The 17636-nt window shown below is 75.7% G+C and carries 17 protein-coding genes; 8 read left to right on the forward strand and 9 right to left on the reverse strand.

All coding sequences use genetic code 11. The features are described 5' to 3' along the window. Window positions 1–3: 3 nt before the first annotated feature. On the reverse strand, window positions 4–735 hold the full coding sequence (locus tag QRT04_RS13940) for a 4'-phosphopantetheinyl transferase family protein (RefSeq protein WP_289456109.1): 732 nt from the start codon (window positions 733–735) through the stop codon (window positions 4–6). Window positions 736–915: 180 nt separating this feature from the next. Between QRT04_RS13940 and QRT04_RS13945 the strand changes: the two genes are divergently transcribed. From QRT04_RS13945 to QRT04_RS13960, 4 genes are all read left to right on the forward strand, one after another. Next, window positions 916–1920, forward strand: a complete 1005-nt coding sequence (locus QRT04_RS13945; protein ID WP_289456110.1) for a TIGR03557 family F420-dependent LLM class oxidoreductase — start codon at window positions 916–918, stop codon at window positions 1918–1920. 31 nt (window positions 1921–1951) lie between these two features. Further along, window positions 1952–2743 carry a coenzyme F420-0:L-glutamate ligase gene (locus QRT04_RS13950; RefSeq protein ID WP_289456111.1) on the forward strand — a complete coding sequence of 264 codons (792 nt, stop codon included), beginning with the start codon at window positions 1952–1954 and terminating at the stop codon, window positions 2741–2743. 189 nt (window positions 2744–2932) lie between these two features. After that, on the forward strand, window positions 2933–4165 hold the full coding sequence (locus QRT04_RS13955; protein WP_289456112.1) for a glycoside hydrolase family 3 N-terminal domain-containing protein: 1233 nt from the start codon (window positions 2933–2935) through the stop codon (window positions 4163–4165). A 76-nt stretch (window positions 4166–4241) separates the two neighbouring features. Then, window positions 4242–4619 (forward strand): YbjQ family protein, encoded by a 378-nt coding sequence (locus QRT04_RS13960; protein WP_289456113.1) that lies wholly within the window; start codon window positions 4242–4244, stop codon window positions 4617–4619. Window positions 4620–4634: 15 nt separating this feature from the next. Here the strand turns inward: QRT04_RS13960 and QRT04_RS13965 are convergent, their stop codons facing one another. Both QRT04_RS13965 and QRT04_RS13970 read right to left on the reverse strand, forming a co-directional pair. Then, window positions 4635–5210: an HhH-GPD-type base excision DNA repair protein gene (locus QRT04_RS13965; protein WP_289456114.1), complete on the reverse strand. Its 576-nt coding sequence runs from the start codon at window positions 5208–5210 to the stop codon at window positions 4635–4637. Between the two features lie 155 nt (window positions 5211–5365). Further along, the gene (locus tag QRT04_RS13970; protein WP_289456115.1) at window positions 5366–6118 is read right to left on the reverse strand and encodes an alpha/beta hydrolase; all 753 of its coding nucleotides are present in this window, start codon (window positions 6116–6118) and stop codon (window positions 5366–5368) included. Between the two features lie 253 nt (window positions 6119–6371). On the opposite strand from QRT04_RS13970, the gene cofC reads away from it, so the two are divergent. After that, a complete protein-coding gene (gene cofC / locus QRT04_RS13975; RefSeq protein WP_289456116.1) occupies window positions 6372–7049 on the forward strand; it encodes a 2-phospho-L-lactate guanylyltransferase in 678 nt (225 codons plus the stop codon). 17 nt (window positions 7050–7066) lie between these two features. On the opposite strand, the gene cofD is transcribed toward cofC, so the two are convergent. From cofD to QRT04_RS13995, 4 genes are read right to left on the reverse strand one after another with little or no spacing between them, the layout of a single operon-like run. After that, entirely contained in the window at window positions 7067–8050 is a 984-nt protein-coding gene (cofD, locus tag QRT04_RS13980) for a 2-phospho-L-lactate transferase (protein WP_289456117.1), read from the reverse strand. Next, on the reverse strand, window positions 8047–8829 hold the full coding sequence (locus QRT04_RS13985) for a putative F420-0 ABC transporter ATP-binding protein (protein ID WP_289456118.1): 783 nt from the start codon (window positions 8827–8829) through the stop codon (window positions 8047–8049). Before QRT04_RS13985 ends, cofD begins: the two co-directional genes overlap by 4 nt. Further along, window positions 8820–9899 carry a putative F420-0 ABC transporter permease subunit gene (locus tag QRT04_RS13990; RefSeq protein ID WP_407653631.1) on the reverse strand — a complete coding sequence of 360 codons (1080 nt, stop codon included), beginning with the start codon at window positions 9897–9899 and terminating at the stop codon, window positions 8820–8822. The genes QRT04_RS13985 and QRT04_RS13990 overlap by 10 nt, the downstream gene beginning before the upstream one ends. Continuing rightward, the gene (locus QRT04_RS13995; RefSeq protein WP_289456119.1) at window positions 9896–10912 is read right to left on the reverse strand and encodes a putative F420-0 ABC transporter substrate-binding protein; all 1017 of its coding nucleotides are present in this window, start codon (window positions 10910–10912) and stop codon (window positions 9896–9898) included. The genes QRT04_RS13990 and QRT04_RS13995 overlap by 4 nt, the downstream gene beginning before the upstream one ends. 377 nt (window positions 10913–11289) lie before the next feature. Here QRT04_RS13995 and QRT04_RS14000 point away from each other — a divergent pair, with 377 nt between their 5' ends. From QRT04_RS14000 to QRT04_RS14010, 3 genes are all read left to right on the forward strand, one after another. Then, complete coding sequence (locus tag QRT04_RS14000; RefSeq protein WP_289456120.1) at window positions 11290–12069, forward strand: SDR family NAD(P)-dependent oxidoreductase; 780 nt, start codon at window positions 11290–11292, stop codon at window positions 12067–12069. A gap of 248 nt (window positions 12070–12317) precedes the next feature. Further along, the gene (locus QRT04_RS14005; protein ID WP_289456368.1) at window positions 12318–14237 is read left to right on the forward strand and encodes an ABC transporter ATP-binding protein; all 1920 of its coding nucleotides are present in this window, start codon (window positions 12318–12320) and stop codon (window positions 14235–14237) included. Continuing rightward, a complete protein-coding gene (locus QRT04_RS14010; protein WP_289456121.1) occupies window positions 14234–16051 on the forward strand; it encodes an ABC transporter ATP-binding protein in 1818 nt (605 codons plus the stop codon). The genes QRT04_RS14005 and QRT04_RS14010 overlap by 4 nt, the downstream gene beginning before the upstream one ends. Before the next feature lie 93 nt (window positions 16052–16144). On the opposite strand, the gene QRT04_RS14015 is transcribed toward QRT04_RS14010, so the two are convergent. Both QRT04_RS14015 and QRT04_RS14020 read right to left on the reverse strand, forming a co-directional pair. Further along, a complete protein-coding gene (locus QRT04_RS14015; RefSeq protein ID WP_289456122.1) occupies window positions 16145–16903 on the reverse strand; it encodes a MerR family transcriptional regulator in 759 nt (252 codons plus the stop codon). Between the two features lie 55 nt (window positions 16904–16958). Next, window positions 16959–17621 carry an HAD hydrolase-like protein gene (locus tag QRT04_RS14020; RefSeq protein WP_289456123.1) on the reverse strand — a complete coding sequence of 221 codons (663 nt, stop codon included), beginning with the start codon at window positions 17619–17621 and terminating at the stop codon, window positions 16959–16961. Between the last annotated feature and the right edge of the window lie 15 nt (window positions 17622–17636).

Here is a 17636-nt window from a genome sequence, read left to right on the forward strand (position 1 = left end):
GCGTCAGCCCGGCCCGGCGTCGAGCGTCGGCGCGTCGCCCGGGCCGCGCGCGCCGAGTCGCAGCGCGACCGCGCCGACGCAGCCCGGCACCGCGTCCGCGTCCGCGACCCACCAGCCCGGGGCTGCGAGCGGGGCCGGGACGAGCACGCGGTGCGGCGGCTCGACCGTGACGTCGCCCGGGTCGACCGCGAGGCCGACACCGGCGGCCTTCAGCACCGCCTCGACCCGGACCCAGCGGCGCAGGACCGCGGGGTCGTCCTCGACGGTCGCCGGCGCGTCCGCCCGCGGCTCGCGCACCCGGTCGGCGTGCGCGACGGCCGCGACCGCGTCCACGTCCGGCCCGCGCTCCGGACCCGTGCGCGCCCCGCCGTCGCGTCCGCCGGCCAGGAGGTCCGCGAGCCCGGCCGTGCGGGTGCCGACGCGCTCGACGTCGACCCCCAGTCCGAGGACCGGTCCGTCGGCGACCGCCGCCACCACGAGCGACCCGGCGCGACTCAGCGACACCCCGACCTCCCCGACGCCGCGCACCCGCGCGACGGGCGCCCCGTGGCGCGCGCTCCCGCACCGCGGGCACCGCCGCGTCGTCACGACGCCCTCGGGATCGACGCCGTGCACGTGCGCGACCGTGTCCCGCACGAGCGCGTCGGCCACCGCCCGCCGGGCGTCCGCGACGCCACGGCGGGTCTCGCCCGACGCCGGGTCGGGTGTCTCGCGCCACCGCAGCACGACCCGCACGGCGCCCATCCTGTCGTGCTGCGCGGTCGGGGCCGGGCCGCCGCGCTCGGCCGCCGGTCAGGCGCCGGGCCGGACCGACAGCCCGGCGGCGCGAGGGTTAGGGTCGCCGAGAGGCCGGTGCGCAGGCAGCGCCGGGCGGTCGGCGGGCGAGACGAGGCCCGCGACGGAGAGGGACACCCAGTGACGAACGGTCTGACGGTCGGGCTCGCGGCCGCGCTCGAGCAGTTCCACCCGCGCGACATCGTGGACGTCGCGACCCTGGCCGAGGAGCACGGCTTCTCGGGCGTGATGGCGGCCGACCACTTCCAGCCGTGGGTGCCCGCGCAGGGGCAGGCGTCGTTCGTCTGGAACGTGCTGACGGCGGTCGGCGAGCGCACGCGCGGCGACCTCGGCCCCGGCGTCACGGCGCCGACCTTCCGGTGGCACCCGGCGATGGTGGCGCAGGCCAGCGCGACGCTCGCGGCGATGTACCCGGGCCGGCACTGGCTCGGGCTCGGGTCCGGCGAGGCGCTGAACGAGCACATCGTCGCGCAGTACTGGCCCGAGGCGCCCGAGCGGATCAACCGCATGTTCGAGGCCATCGACATCATCAAGAAGCTGTTCTCGGCGTCGCTCGCGGGCAAGGACACGAAGCACGCCGGGCAGTTCTACAAGCTCGAGTCGACCCGGCTCTGGACGATGCCCGAGGTGGCGCCCGAGATCCTCGTGGCGACCGCCGGGCCCGTCACGGCGAAGCGCGCGGGCCGGCACGCCGACGGGCTCATCACCGTCGGCGCGCCGCTCGAGAAGATCGGCGGCCTGTTCGCCAAGTTCGACGAGGGCGCACGCGAGTCGGGCCGCGACCCCGAGCAGATGCCGAAGGTGCTGCAGCTGCACCTCTCGTGGGCGCCGACCGACGAGGAGGCTCTCGCGAACGCGATGCAGCAGTGGCCGAACGGCGGCATGAAGTTCCCGAAGGGCGACGTGCGGTCGCCGTTCGAGTTCGAGCAGATGGCGAAGCTCGTCCGGCCCGAGGACTTCGAGGGGCGCATGGTCATCTCCGCCGACCCGGACGCCCACCGCGCCGAGATCCAGAAGTACGTCGACCTCGGGTTCGACCGGATCTACCTGCACAACGTCGGACGCAACCAGCGCGAGTGGGTCGAGGTGTTCGGCCGCGACGTGCTGCCGAAGCTGGCGCGGTGAGGGTGGCCGCGATGACGACGGTGGTCCGGGCATGACGGCCGAGCTGCGCGTCTGGGCGCCCGACGGGCTGCCGGAGATCGCGCCGGGCGACGACCTGGTCGCGCTGCTCGCGGGCGTCCTGCGCGCCGGCGAGCCCCTGGAGGACGGCGACGTGCTGGTCCTCACGAGCAAGGTCGTGTCGAAGGCCGAGGGCCGGTACGTCGCGGCGGCCGACCGCGAGCAGGCGATCAGCGACGAGACGGTGCGCGTCGTCGCGACGCGCGAGCACGCGGGCGGCGTCACGCGGATCGTCGAGAACCGGCTCGGCCTCGTCATGGCGGCCGCCGGGGTCGACGCGAGCAACACGCCCGCCGGGACCGTGCTGCTGCTGCCGGTCGACCCGGACGAGTCGGCGCGCCGGCTGCGGGCCGGCCTCGGCGAGGCGCTCGGCGTCCGGCTCGGCGTGATCGTCTCGGACACCGCCGGGCGGCCGTGGCGCGACGGGCTCACCGACATCGCGATCGGCGCCGCGGGCATCCAGGTGCTCGACGACCTCCGTGGGCAGGTCGACTCGTTCGGCCGCCTGCTCGTCATGACGGTCGCCGCCGTCGCCGACGAGGTGGCCGCCGCGGCCGAGCTGGTCAAGGGCAAGGCGACCGGGCGGCCGCTCGCGGTCGTGCGCGGTCTCGCGCACCTCGTGACGGACGACGACGGGCCGGGCGCGCGGGCGCTGGTCCGACTGGGCGAGGCCGACATGTTCGCGCAGGGCAGCGCCGAGGCGTACGCGGCGGGCTGGAAGGACGCCCTCGCGGCGGAGGCGGGTCCGGAGCAGCAGCAGCCGTAGCGCCCACCGCGGCCGGGACGTCGACCCGGCCGCCCGGCGGGGCGCCAACCCGCGACGCATGGGCGCCGGCCACGTCCCGGCCGGCACGTCGACCTGGGCGCCGGCGTGCCCGCGGGCCAGGTGGATCGAGCCGCGACGCGCGGGCGCCGAGGGGCGTGAGCCTCAGGCCGGCCTCGTACCGTGTGCCGCATGACGCGGCGGGGTCGGGCGGTGGTGGTCGGCGTCATCGTCGTGCTGGTGGTGGTCGCGGGCGTCGCCGCGGCGCAGGCTCTCCGGCAGGGTCCGCCCACGGCGGGCCCGACGTCGACCGGCACGGCGACGCGGACCCCGACGCCCACTGCGACGGTGACGCCGACACCGACCCGCTCGGCCACGCCCACCGCGAGCCCGACCGAGCCCGCGGACCCGCTGGCCGGCTGGACGCTCGAGCAGAAGGTCGGCCAGCTGTTCATGGTCGGCGTCGACCTGACGAAGCCGCAGCAGGTCGCGTACCGCGCGGTGCGCGACGACCACGTCGGGAACGTGTTCCTGCACGGCCGGACGACCGCGGGTCTCGGCCCGACGCGCACCCTGGTCCGGTCGATGACGTCCCTCGTCTCGCCCGAGACCACCCATGGCACGCGGATGTTCGTCGCGACCGACCAGGAGGGCGGGCTCGTCCAGGCGCTCCAGGGGCCGGGCTTCGCGCGCATCCCGGACGCGATGACGCAGGCCGGGTGGTCGACGCCGACGCTGCGCTCGCGGGCTGCGACGTGGGGCGGTCAGCTGGCGGCCGCGGGCGTGAACCTCGACCTCGCGCCCGTCATGGACCTGGTCCCCGGGGCGGCCGCCGCGGCGACGAACCCGCCCGTCGGGCAGCTGCACCGCAACTACGGGTACACGCCGGCGAGCGTGACGGGCAGCGCGAACGCGTTCTCCGCGGGCCTGCGGTCGGAGGGCGTCGGCGTCGCCGTCAAGCACTTCCCGGGGCTGGGCCGCGTGACCGGCAACACCGACACGACCGCGGGCGTCACCGACGGCGTCACGACCCGGCACGGCGCCTCGGTCGACGTCTTCCGCTCGGGCATCGACGCGGGCGCGGAGCTCGTCATGGTCTCGACGGCCGTGTACTCGAGGATCGACGGCTCGCGGCCCGCGGCGTTCTCGCCGGTCGTCGTGACCGACATGCTGCGCGGCGACCTCGGGTTCCGCGGGCTCGTCATCACGGACGACCTCTCCGCCGCCGCGCAGGTCGAGGCATGGACGCCGGGGGAGCGGGCGGTGCAGGCGATCGACGCGGGCGTCGACCTCGTGCTCGTCTCGAAGGACCCGTCCGTGACGCACGCCGCCGTCCAGGCCGTGCTCGGCCGCGCGCGCAGCGACGCCGCGTTCGCGGCGAAGGTCGACGCGGCGGCGCACGCGGTGGTCGCCGCCAAGAGCTGACGCGGCGGCGGCCGGCCCGACGGATCACCCGCGCGGTGCCGCCGGCGCCGATCGTCGCCGTGCCAGGATCGCCCGCGTGATCGTGGTGACGACGAACGACATCCCGGGCTACCGGATCCAGGCCGTGCTCGGCGAGGTGATGGGCCTGACCGTCCGCTCGTTGAACATCGGGACGAGCATCACCGCCGGCTTCCGCTCGATCGGCGGCGGCGAGATCCCCGAGTACACGAAGATCATGTACGAGAGCCGCCAGGAGGTCATGCACCGCATGGCGGCGGAGGCGCAGCAGCGCGGCGCGAACGCGATCGTCGCGATGCGGTTCGACACCGACTCGATCGACCGGTTCTCCGAGGTGTGCGCGTACGGCACCGCGGTGATCGCCGAGCCGATCGGCGCGGGGCAGCCCGGTGCCACGGGCCAGTCCGCGCAGCTCGCGGGGCAGCCGCAGGGCTGACGCGGCCGCGCCGGCCTAGGCCTTCGCGGCCTTCGCCGCGGCCTTGGCCGCCTGCTTCGTCGCGCGGACCTCGCCGAGCGACGTGGCGTCGACGACGTCGGCGATCGACCGCCGCGACCCCTCCTCGCCGTAGGCGCCGGCGGCCTCGCGCCACCCGTCCGGCGTCACGCCCCGCTGCTTGCCCAGGAGCGCCAGGAAGATGCGCGCCTTCTGGTCCCCGAACCCCGGGAGCGCCTTGAGCCGCGCGAGCACGGCCGTGGCGTCGGGCGACCCGGCGGTCCACAGCTGGGTGACGTCGTCGTCGTACTCGTCCGCCACGACCCGCGCGACCGCCTGGACGCGGCCCGCCATCGAGCCGGGGTAGCGATGGATCGCGGGCGGCGTGGTGCACAGCGCCGCGAACGACTCCGGGTCGGCGTCCGCGATGCGCGCGGGGTCCAGCGTGCCGAACCGCGCCAGGATCTTCGCGGGGCCGGAGAACGCGGCCTCCATCGGGTACTGCTGGTCGAGCAGCATGCCGACGAGCAGCGCGAACGGGTCCGAGTCGAGCAGCCGGTCGGCGTCCGCGTCGCCGGTCATCCAGAGCGTCATGTCGCCATCCTGGCATCGGCCAGGCCGGCAGCGGAGCCCGGTGGCCCCGCTGCGGCGCACGAGGGCCCCCCGTTCGTGAGGCGGCGAACCGGCTCCGCCCCACGACCGGGGCCCGCGCGTTCAGGACACGTCACCGCCGCGCGGCGGCCCCGGCATCACGTCGCGGCGGGCGCCGGGGCGAGGTGCCGCGCGAAGAAGCGGGCGGCGTCCTCGCCGGCGTGCGCCGGGACCCCGGTGTGCCCGCCCATGTTGGCCTGCAGCGTCTTCTCCGCCGAGCCGAAGGCGTCGAACAGCTCGAGCGACCGCTCGCGGTCGTTGTTCTCGTCGTCCCACTGGAGCAGCACGTGCAGCGGGATCGTCACACGCTGCGCCTCCGCCAGGATGCTCCGCGGCACGAAGCTGCCCGCGAACAGGCCGGCCGCGACGATGCGCGGCTCCACGAGTGCCAGGCGTGTCCCGATCGAGACGTTGCCGCCGGAGTACCCGACGGGCCCGCCGACCTCCGGCAGGTCGAGGGCGGCGTCGAGGGTTGCCTGCCACTCGGGCACCGCAGTGTCGACGAGGGGGAGGACGAGGCGATCGATCACGTCCTCGCTGGGCGCCTCTCCGGCGAGGACGGCGCGTCGCAGGTCGGCGCGCGCCTGCTCGGTGGCCGGGGACGCCGGGCGCTCGCCGGACTCGGGCAGCTCGACGGTGACCGCTGCGAAGCCCTGCTCGGCTGCGCTGCGTGCCCGGCCCAACAGGCGCGGGTACATCTGGCGCATCCGCCCGGGGTGCCCGAGGAGGATCAGCGGCACCGGGCTGGACGCCGACGCGGAGGAGGGCGTCCACAGGATGCCCGGGATCTCGCCGAGGGTGAACTCGCGCTCGAGGACGTCGCCGAGGCGTTGTTCTGAGGTGACGTGCATGGTCGTGCCTTTCGGGAGTGCGCGGATGAGGCGCTCCCGGACGACCTATCGTCCGACCGTGTCCCCGAGGAGGAGCACCCACGTCGAGACCTTCATGGGGACACCTCCTCTCCACGCTGCACGGACCCGCACACGGTAGCAGCGCGGTGGCAGCATGGCGCCAGCGCGCTCGGAGCGACGAGCGCGATCCCTCTCCGTCCGCGACGCACAGCGCCGGCACCCGCCCGGCCGGACGACCAGTGACAATGGGCGCGTGACGTCGCTCGGGTGGGTCGTGGTCGTGCCGGTCAAGCCGGCCGCACACGGCAAGTCGCGCCTCGCCGGCCTGCTCACGGACGACGACCGCGCCGACCTGGTCAGGGCCATGGCGCTCGACACGATCGCGGCCGCGCGGTCGACCGTGGGGGTTCGTCGGGTCGTGGTCGTGACGGCCGACGACCCGCTCCGCAGAGCCCTCGTCGCGGCGTCGGACGAGGCCGAGGCGCCGATCGACGTCGTCGACGAGCCGGACCCGAGCCCGGATCCGCTCAACGCGGCCCTGCGGGCGGGAGCCGCGGCGGGCCGCCGGCTCGAGCCGGACGCAGCCGTCGCCGCCCTGCTGGGCGATCTGCCGCGGCTGCGCGCGGACGACCTCGCCGAGGCGCTCCACGCGGCGGCCCCGCACCTCGGCGCGTTCGTCGCCGACGCGCAGGGCACCGGGACGACCCTGCTCGCCGTCGCGCCGGGCGCGGAGCTCGACCCGCGCTTCGGTGCGGGCTCCGCGCGCGCACACGCGGCGGCCGGCAACGTCGAGCTGGACGTCCCGCGCACGTCGACCCTGCGGCACGACGTCGACGTCCCGGACGACCTGCGTGCGGCGCAGGAGCTCGCCACCGGCCCACGGACGACGGCGTGGCTCGCGCGCGCGGCCGCGGTCGGGCCGTTGGGCTGACGCGCAGGCGCAACCCGTCAGGGCAGGCGGTCCACCAGCGTGAGGGCGTCCGCCGCGATCTGCGCCGTCGTGGCGACGTCGGTCATCAGCGTCGGCACCGCGCGAACGGTCCACCCGTCGTCGCGCAGCGCGTCTGCCGCGGCCCGGTCCGCGGTGTCCACCAGCCACGCGTCGAGCACCCCGCCGTCGACGCGCCGCCCGTAGTGCCGCGCGACCGCGGCCGCGTCCGTCTCGACGCCGATCGCGGTGAGGCATGCGTCCGCCATGCCGCGCACGGGCGCGCCGCCGATCACCGGGCTGACGCCGACCACGGGCGCGGTCGTCGCCCGCAGCGCCTCGCCGACGCCGGGGATCGCGAGGATCGTCCCGACCGACACCACCGGGTTCGACGGCGGCAGCACGACGACGTCCGCGTCCTGGAGCGCCTCCACGACGCCCGGCGCGGCGACCGACCCGACCAGCCCGACCTGCTCGAACCCGCGGGCCGGGAGAGCGGCGCGGTGGCGCACCCACCACTCCTCGAAGTGGATCGAGCCGCCGTCCACCAGCACGTGCGTCTCCACCTCCGAGTCGGTCGCCGGCAGCAGCCGGACCCCGAGCCCCCAGCGCGACGCGAGCCGAGCCGTCACCTCGGAGAGCGGCAGCCCGCGGCGCAGCAGCTCGGTCCGCGCCAGGTGCGTCGCGAGGTCGAGGTCGCCCAGCGTGAACCACTCCCAGCCGAGCCCGTACGCCTGCAGGTCGTCGGACACGCGCCGGCTCTCGTCGCGGCGGCCCCAGCCCTGCTCCTCGTGGACCGCGCCGCCGAGCGTGTACATGAGCGTGTCGAGGTCGGGGCAGACGCGCACGCCGTGCAGCCACATGTCGTCCCCGGTGTTGGCGACGACCGTGACGGACGCGGTCGTCCCGCCGACCCCGTCCGGGAGGCGGTCGCGCAGCAGCGCGAGCAGGCCGCGCGTGAACCGCGCCCCGCCGACACCGCCCGACAGCACCGTGACCTTCATGCCCGCACCTCCGCGGTGGCGTCGACGTCGTGGAACGCGATCACCGGGCGTCCCGTCCGGGGGTGCTCGAGGACGTCGCAGTCGACGCCCCAGACGTCGCGGACGAGCGCGGGCGTCAGGACGTCGCCGGGTGGCCCCGACGCGACGAGCCGTCCGGCGGAGAGCACCAGCACGTGCTCGCAGTACGCCGCGGCGAGGTTGAGGTCGTGCAGCGCCGCGACGGTCGTCCGGCCGAGCGAGCGCACGAACGAGAGCAGCGCGAGCTGGGCCGAGACGTCGAGGTGGTTGGTCGGCTCGTCGAGCAGCAGCAGCTCGGGCTCCTGGGCGAGCGCCCGCGCGATGTGCACGCGCTGCCGTTCGCCGCCCGAGAGCGAGCCCCACGCGCGGTCGGCCAGCGGGAGGGCGGATGCCGCGGCGAGCGCGCGATCGACGGCGCCCTCGTCCGGGTCGGTGCCCCACAGGCTGCGGTACGGCGTGCGCCCGAGCGCGACGACGTCGCGCACGGTCAACGGCACGGCGCTCGACGACTCCTGCTCGAGGAGCGCGACACGCCGCGCACGCTCCCTGCGCGCAAGGGCGTGCACCGGCGTGCCGTCCACGAGCACCGCGCCCGCCGCCGGCGGGAGGAGCCCGGCGACGAGCCGGAGCAGCGTGGTCTTGCCTGCGCCGTTCGGGCCGAGCAGGCCCGTGAGCACGCCGGTCGGAGGCGTCGCGTCGACGCCGTCGACGACCCATCGGCCGCCCAGCTGCGCGCCGACGCTCGCGATCGTCACGTCCACGCCGCACCTCCGCGACGCCGCAGCAGCACGACGAACACCGGCACGCCGACGAGCGCGGTGACGATGCCGACCGGCAGCTCGCGCGGCGCGAACAGCGTCCGGGCCAGCGTGTCCGCCCACGTCAGGAACACCGCACCGGCCAGCGCGACGACGGGCAGCAGCCGCCGGTGCAGCGGGCCGGTCAGCGCCGAGACGGCGTGCGGCAGCACGAGCCCGACGAAGCCGATCGCGCCGCTGACGGCGACCATCGCGCCCGTCAGCAGCGCGACGAGCGTCATGAGCGTCCACCGCGTGCGGTCGACGTCGATGCCGAGGGCCGCCGCCGCGGTGTCGCCGAACGCGAACGCGTCGAGCCGCACCGCGCTCGTCAGCAGCACCGTCCCGACGCCCACCAGCGCGACGCCCGCGATCGCGACCGACTGCCATGTCGCACCGGCCACCGAGCCGAGGATCCACGCGAGGATCTCCTGGTACGAGTCGCCCTTCGCGGTCCAGAAGACGACGAACGACGTCCCCGCCGCGCACAGCTGCGACACGGCGAGCCCTGCGAGCACCGCGCGCGACGGGGTGAGCGTCCCGCCGCTGCGCGCGAGCGTCAGCGTCGCGGTCAGCGCGAGCAGCGCCCCGGCGAACGCCGCGACGGGCAGCAGCAGCGTCACACCGAGCAGGAGCACGGCCACCGCGCCGAGCGACGCGCCCGACGACAGCCCCAGCAGGTACGGGTCGGCGAGCGGGTTGCGCGTCAGGCTCTGCATGACGGCTCCCGACAGCGCGAGCCCCGCACCCACCGCGGCGGCCGTCAGCACGCGCGGCAGCCGCAGCTCCCACACGATCGCGTCGTGCAGCCGAGGCACGGGCGCCACGTCGAGGCCCAGGTGGTGCGCGATCGAGCGCGCGACCTCGCCCACGCCGAGATGCGCGGGCCCGATGGCGACGCACACCAGCACCGTCAGGACCACCGCGAGGACGCCGCCGCCGACCAGCACCGCGAGCGGAACGCGCCGTCGCGCCGGAGCGGCCGCCGCGACCGCCGGGTGCGTCGCGCCGCCGGCCCGGACGTCGGTCGTCACGACCCCAGCTTCGCGAGCTGCTCGTCGATCGACGCCACGGCCTCGGCGTTCCGCACCCCGGCCTCGGTCGCGGCGAACGGGAGCACGACGTACCGCTGCTCCTTGACCGCGCGCAGCGCCGCCGTCGCCGGGTTGGCCGCGAGCGCCTTCTTCTTCGCCTCCGCGGGGTTCCACGACGCGTCGACCAGCACGATCACGTCGGGGTCCGCCGCGACGACGTCCTCCCACCCCGCGCTCGTCCACGTGTCGTGCACGCCCGCGAACACGTTCGTCAGGCCGGCGGCGTCCATGATCATCTGCGGCGCGCCGATGCCGGCCCCGACGTACGGGGTCCCGTTGCCCGAGCTCCACCAGAGCGCCCTCGGCGGCGTCGCCGGCTTGGTCACCGAGGCGAGCGTCTCGTGCTCCCGCGCGACGAGGGCCTCGGCGCGGTCCGGGACGCCGAAGATGCGTCCGACCTCGCGGATCTCCGCGTCGACGTCGTCGAACGTCAGGGGGTCCGGCTGGTACCCCTTCTCCTTGCACGCCGACGGCGACACGTACGTGCCGATGCCGAGCCTGGCGAGCGCCGCACGGTCGCCCGCGCCCTGTGCGGAGAAGTTCGACTCCCAGCCGGCGTAGACGAAGTCGGGGCTCGTCGCGAGCACCGACTCCTGGCCCGGCACCGTGTCGGACAGGACGGGGACCTTGTCGTACGCCGCCTTCTCGTCGGCCGGCACGGGCCCGTCCGCGAACGCGGTGCCGACGAGCCGGTCGCCGAGGCCGAGCGCGAGCATCGCCTCGGTGGTCGACGACTTGATCGTGACGACCCGCTGCGGCGGGCTGGTGACGGTGACCTTCGTGCCGCAGTTGTCGAGCGTCACGGGGGCGAACGACGGGGCGGCGCTCGGGCCGGAGGCGCTCGGCGCGCTCGGGCCATTCGAGGCGTCCGAGGCCGAGGAGCAGGCGGCGAGGGGCAGGGCGGCGGTGACGAGGGTGAGCGCGGCGAGCGCGCGGAGGCGGTGCGACGGCATGGACGGGTTCGGCTCCGGGTCCGGGGGCGCGCCGCGGGGCCGCAGCGCGGGGGAGGGAGGCGGTGCACGTCGCGCCGCGGGAGGGCCGGCCACGTCCGGCCGGCGTCCCCGGCCACGTCCGGCCGGGTTCCGCTGGTCAGCCTAAGGCCGCCGCGCCGGGTTCGTCGGCCGCGGTGGTCGCCGCGAGACGGGCGACATCAGTCGTCCGGAGCGCTGGATCGCTCGCCCGGCGTGCCTGATCTCGCCCGGCCTGCCTGATCTCGCCCGGCGTGGCTGATCTCGCCTGGCGTGCCTGATCTCGCCCGGGTGCGTCATGTCGCGCCCGGGTGACGCGGGAGGATGGGCGCCGACACTCGTCCCCGCTGCTGGAGGCCACCGTGACCGAGCCGAACCCGACGCCCGAGCCGACCGCGCCCCGGCGGGCGCTCGTCACGGGCGCATCGTCCGGGATCGGTGCCGCCACCGTGCGGCGCCTGCGCGCCGAGGGCTGGTCCGTCGTGGCGGCGGCGCGGCGGCTCGACCGTCTGGAGGCGCTCGCGGCCGCGACGGGGGCCGAGCCGTTCGAGCTCGACGTCACCGACGCCGCGGCAGTCGAGCGGCTCGCGGCTCACCTCGAGGCGAGCGGCGGCCTCGACGCCGTCGTCAACAACGCGGGCGGCGCGCTCGGCCTCGACCCGGTCGAGAGGGCCGACGTCGAGCAGTGGCGCGCGATGTTCGAGGTGAACGTGCTCGGCACGCTGCAGGTGACGAAGGCCGTGCTGCCGCTGCTGCGCGCCGCGGGCGGTGGCGACGTCGTGGTCCTGACGTCGACCGCGGCGCACGGCGCCTACGAGGGCGGTGCGGGCTACACGGGCGCCAAGCACGCCGAGCGCATGCTCGCGACGACGCTGCGCTGGGAGATCGTCGGCGAGCCGATCCGCGTCATCGAGGTCGCGCCCGGCGCGGTCGCGACCGAGGAGTTCTCGCTGGTGCGGTTCGCCGGAGACGCCGAGCGCGCGGCGGCGACGTACGCGGGGTTCCAGCCGCTCGTCGCGGACGACGTCGCGGACGCGATCACGTGGGCGCTGACCCGGCCGCCGCACGTCAACGTCGACCTGCTCGTGGTCCGACCGCGCGCGCAGGCGAGCAACACGAAGACGGCCCGCACGGGCGTCTGACGAACCACCCCGCGCGCGTCGACCCTCGCGGCCGTGACCCGAGGTCGTTACCTCGGGTCACTATTCGGAATCCCGAGGCGCGTGTCGGAGGCGCTTCGTAGGGTGGTCGGGTGCCCTCTGCAACACCCCCTCCGCCGCGCCCGTCCGTCGTCCCGTCCGAGGGGCTCGCGACGAGCGCGGGAGCGGGCCAGGCCCCCCGCACGTCGGGCGGTCGTGGCGCGGAGCGCGACGAGTCCGCGACGCGGACGCTGCTGCGGCTCGTCGAGTGGGCGCGGCCGGCGGTCCCGCGCATCGTGACCGGCGGGTTCACCGCGCTCGGGGCGAGCCTGCTCGCGCTCGCGGTGCCGCAGGTCCTCCGCTGGATCGTCAACGGCCCGATCCTCACCGACGGCTCGTCGCAGGCCGTCGTCGCCGGCGCACTCCTCGTGCTCGCGCTCGGCGTGCTCGAGGCGTTCTTCGTCTGGTGCCGCCGCGCCCTCGTCGCGACGCCCGGCACCACGGTCGAGCGCGACATGCGCGTCCGGCTGTTCCGCCACCTGCTCGACCTCCCGGTCGAGTTCCACGACCGCTGGGCCGGCGGCCAGCTGCTCTCGCGCGCGATGTCGGACCTCGGCGCGATCCGGCGCTGGCTCGTGTTCGGCCTCGTGATGCTGCTGGTCAGCGCCACGACCGCGGTCGTCGGCGTCGTGCTGATGTTCGTCACGAGCTGGGTGCTCGCGCTCGTCTACGTCGCCGGCGCGGTCCCCATGGTGTGGCTGAGCTTCCGCTTCCGGCAGGACTACAAGGTCGCGGCGCGCCGCGCCCGCGAGCAGACCGGAGACCTGGCGACGGCCGTCGAGGAGTCGGTGCACGGCATCCGCGTCCTCAAGGCGTTCGGGCGCGGGGACGACGCGCTCGACGACTTCGTGCGCCAGGCCGACGAGCTGCGCGAGACCGAGATCGACAAGGCGCGCACGCTGTCGCGCGTCTCGTTCGCGCTCGGCGCGATCCCCGAGGCGATCCTCGCGGTCGCACTCGCGGTCGGCGTGCCGCTGACGGCCCACGGCCACCTGTCCGTCGGCGCGCTCGTCGCCTTCTTCGCGACCGCCGCCGTGGTCAACAACCCCGTCGAGCGGCTGGGCCAGCTGCTCGCGATGACGCTCGACGCGAAGGCGTCCACCGACCGGTTCCTGCAGGTGATGGACACGGCGTCGACCGTCACCGACCCGCTCGAGCCGCACGCGTTGCCGCCGGCGCCCGGGGCCGGCTCGACGGTCGAGCTGCGCGGCGTGCGGTTCGCGCACCGGTCGACGCGCGGCTCGTCGGAGGTGCTGTCCGGCGTCGACCTCGTGCTCGAGCCCGGCACCACCACGGCGCTCGTCGGTCTCACCGGCAGCGGCAAGACGACGCTGCTGCAGCTCGTCCCGCGGCTGTACGACGTGACCGGCGGCGCGGTGACGATCGACGGCGTCGACGTGCGCGACCTGACGCGTCACGACCTGCGGCGCGCGGTCGCCGTCGCGTTCGAGGACCCGATCCTGTTCTCCGCGTCGGTGCGCGAGAACGTGCTGCTCGGCACCGACGACCTCACCGGGGCCGAGGCGGACGCCCGGGTCGAGGAGGCGCTCGAGGTGGCGAGCGCGGGCTTCGTGCGCCGCCTGCCGCAGGGCCTCGCGACCGTGATCGGCGAGGAGGGGCTCAGCCTGTCCGGCGGCCAGCGGCAGCGCGTCGCGCTCGCCCGCGCGATCGCCACCCGACCGCGCGTGCTCGTGCTCGACGACCCGCTCTCGGCGCTGGACGTCACGACCGAGGCCGTCGTCACCCGGCGGCTGCGCGAGGTCCTGCGCGGCACGACGTCGCTCGTCGTCGCCCACCGGCCCTCGACCGTCGCGCTCGCGGACCGGGTCGCGGTGCTCGAGGACGGGCGGATCACGGGCGTCGGCACGCACGAGGACCTGCTCGCGAACCACCCGCACTACCGCTTCGTGCTCACCGCGCTCGCTGCCCACGCGCCCGGCGACGGGGTCGAGGAGCGCGGCGACGAGGACGGCGTCGACGGGCCCCCGGGCGGCCCGCCCGGCGCGCGGGCCCAGCGCGCTCCGCGCGACGCCGCCGACGACGCGACGGGCGCGCGCACCGGCCGCCACGACTCCGGCCGCGCCGGCGTCACCCCGGGAGGTGCTCGATGAGCGCCCTGCAGCCCGAGTTCCGCGACCGGCCCGCCGACCGTGCGGAGTCGCGCGCGATCCGCAGCCGCTCGATGCGCCTGCTCGGGTCGCTCCTGTCGCCGGTCGCCGCGGCGACGTGGCTGACCGTGGCCCTGGTCGTGCTGTCGCAGGTCGCCGCCGTGGCCGGCCCGGCCTTCGTGGCGTACGGCGTCGACCACGCGCTACCCGCGTTGCAGGGCGGCGACAGCGGGCCGCTCGTGCTCGCCGCGGGGGCGTACCTCGTCACCGCGCTCGCGGGCGGCCTGCTCACCGCGTGGACCGTGCGGCTCGCGGCGCGCGTCAGCCAGGCGATCCTGCTCGACGTCCGCAGCCGCGTCTTCCGCCACACCCAGCGGCTCAGCCTCGAGTTCCACGAGAGCTACACGTCGGGCCGGATCATCTCGCGGCAGACGTCTGACGTCGACGCGCTGCGCGAGCTGCTCGACGGCGGCATCACGACGCTCGCGCAGGGTGTGCTCGCCATGGTGTTCACCGCCGTCGGGCTCGTGCTGCTCGACTGGCGCAGCGGCCTCGTGCTCCTGATCGCGGTCGTGCCCGGCATCGTGCTGACGCGCTGGTTCCAGGTCCGCTCGCAGCACCAGTACCGGCTCAGCCGAACCGCCGCGGCGCGCGTCATCATCCGCTTCGTCGAGACGATGACCGGCATCCGCGCCGTCCAGGCGTTCCGTCGCGAGCGCCAGGTCTCCGAGGTCTACGACGACCTCGCGGAGGACTACCGGCGCACGAACGCCGAGGCGATCCGGCTCAACGGCGTGTTCGACACGGGTCTCACGCTGATCGGCAACGTGACGGTCGCGACCGTCCTGCTCATCGGCGGCCTGCGGGCGCTGCACGGCGAGCTCGCGGTCGGCGTGCTGATCGCCGCCGTGCTCTACGCCCGGCGGTTCTTCCAGCCGCTCGCGCAGATCGGCATGTTCTACAACGCGTTCCAGTCCGCGGCCGCTGCTCTCGAGAAGCTCGCGGCGCTGCTCGCCGAGGAGCCCACGGTGCCGGACCCGGTGCGGCCGGTGCACCTGCGTGCCCCGCGCGCCGACGTCAGGTTCGAGGGCGTCGAGTTCGGCTACGGGACCGGCCCGACAGTGCTGCCGCACGTCGAGCTGCACCTGCCCGCGGGGCAGACCGTCGCGCTCGTCGGCGAGACGGGCGCGGGCAAGTCGACCGTCGCGAAGCTGCTTGCCCGGTTCTACGACGTGCGCCAGGGCGCGGTGCGGATCGACGGCCTCGACGTGCGCGACATCGACCCGGTCGACCTGCGGCGGGCCGTCGTCATGGTCACGCAGGAGGCGTACCTGTTCTCCGGCTCGGTGGGCGCGAACATCGCCCTGGGCCGTCCGGGTGCGACTCCGGAGGAGATCGAGGCGGCGGCGCGCGCGGTCGGCGTGCACGACGTCATCGCCGCGATGCCGGACGGCTACGACACCGAGGTCGACAAGCGCGGCACGCGGCTGTCGGCCGGCCAGCGGCAGCTCGTGTCCTTCGCGCGCGCGTTCCTCGCCGACCCGGCGCTGCTGATCCTCGACGAGGCGACGAGCTCGCTCGACGTCCCCGGCGAGGCGCTCGTGCAGCACGGCCTGCGCACCCTGCTCGCGGGCCGGACGGCGGTCGTCATCGCGCACCGCCTCTCGACGGTGATGGGTGCCGACCGGGTGCTCGTCGTGGACGGCGGGCGGGTCGTCGAGGACGGCACGCCGGCGCAGCTGGTCGAGCGCGGCGGCCTGTTCGCGGCGCTGCACGCCGACTGGCAGCGCTCGCTGGGCGCGACCGCCGGCGCCTGACGCGGCCGGGCGGCCGCCTGACGCGGCCGTCCGGCCGCCGCCGCCCGGGCCCGACGCGGCCGGGGGAGGCAGGCCCCACCCCGGCCGCGGCGATCAGCGGTTGGCCGCGACCCACGCCCGGATCGCGTCCCGGACGAACGTCGCCTTCTCGGCCGTCTCGTACGCGCTCCGGAACCGGTCGTCCGCCACGTACATGTCGGCCAGGCCGAGCAGGTACCCGGCTGCAGGCGTCCCGTCGTCGTCGCGCGGCGTGCCCGGCACCGACCGCAGCCAGTCGACGTGCCGCTGCGCGAGCGCCTGCGCCTCGTCGGAGGTCGGGTCGAGGCCCGCTCCCGCGGCGGCGGACCAGGCGTTCGTGAGGTCCGCGGCGCGCGCCTTCCACGCGGCCTGCTCGCCGGCGTCCATCGACGTCCACCAGTCGTTCGACGCCCGGTAGGCGTCCGCGCCCCAGCGCTGCTCGACCTCCTCGCGGTACTGCGTGTGGTCGAACCCGTCGAACATGTCCTCGGCCATGAGCCCTGCCCCTTCCTCTCGTGCGGTGATCGTGCGTTCCACGGAGGCGACGAGCCGGTCGAGCCGCCGCGACTCGGCCCGCAGGTGCTCGAGATGACGACGCAGGGCCGCCGTCTCGTCGTCGTGCGCCTCGAGGGCGCGAGCGATCTCCGGCAGGCCGAGGCCGAGCTCGCGCAGCAGCAGGATCCGCTGCAGCCGCACGAGCGCGTCCTCGTCGTACCAGCGGTACCCGTTGTTCCCCACGCGGCTCGGGGTGAGCAGCCCGACGGCCTGGTAGTGCCGCAGGGTCCGGCTCGTGGTGCCCGTCAGCCGGGCGACCTCCTGGATCGACGCCTCCATGCCGACCACGGTAGAAGTTGACGCGGCGTCAACGTCAAGCGCGCGCCCCCAAGCGTCACACCGCGAGGCGCAGCTGCTCCAGCACCGCGCGCGCGAGCTCGGCCGGCGAGTCGACCAGCGCGACCGCCCCGGCGTCGTCGAGCTCGCCCGGCAACGCGTACCCCCACGTCACGCCGATCGTCGGGACGCCGTGCACCTGCGCGCCCTCGACGTCGTGCTCGCGGTCGCCGACCATCACGACCGCCGACGGCGGCTCGGCGAGCGACGCGAGCGCCTCGCCGATCACGGCGGCCTTGTTCGAGGTCGACTCGTCGAGCGGAGCGCCGAAGACGCCGTCCACGAGCTCGGCCAGGCCGAAGTCGGCGCACAGCGGGCGCGCCCACACGGCGGGCTTCGACGTCGCGATCAGCAGCTGGAGGCCCGCGGCGCGCAGGGCACGCAGCGCGTCGGGGATGCCGTCGAACACGCGGGTGTCGTGCAGCGCGCCGGCCTCGAGCGCGGCGCGGTAGGCGTCGACCGCGGCGTCCATCAGGTCGGCCGGCACACCGTGCCGCGCGAACGAGTCGGTGATCGGCGGACCGGCGAACGTGCGGAGCTCGGCGTCGGTCGGCAGCGGCAGGCCGGTGGCGCGGTACGCGGCGGTCGCGGCCGTCACGACGCCCGCGATCGAGTCCATCAGCGTGCCGTCGAGGTCGAGCAGGACGAGGGGCCGAGTCATCCCACCAGTCTGCCG

Origin of the sequence: Cellulomonas alba (genome assembly GCF_030362835.1) — a bacterium.
In the GTDB taxonomy this organism is placed as follows: Bacteria; Actinomycetota; Actinomycetes; order Actinomycetales; family Cellulomonadaceae; genus Cellulomonas; species Cellulomonas alba.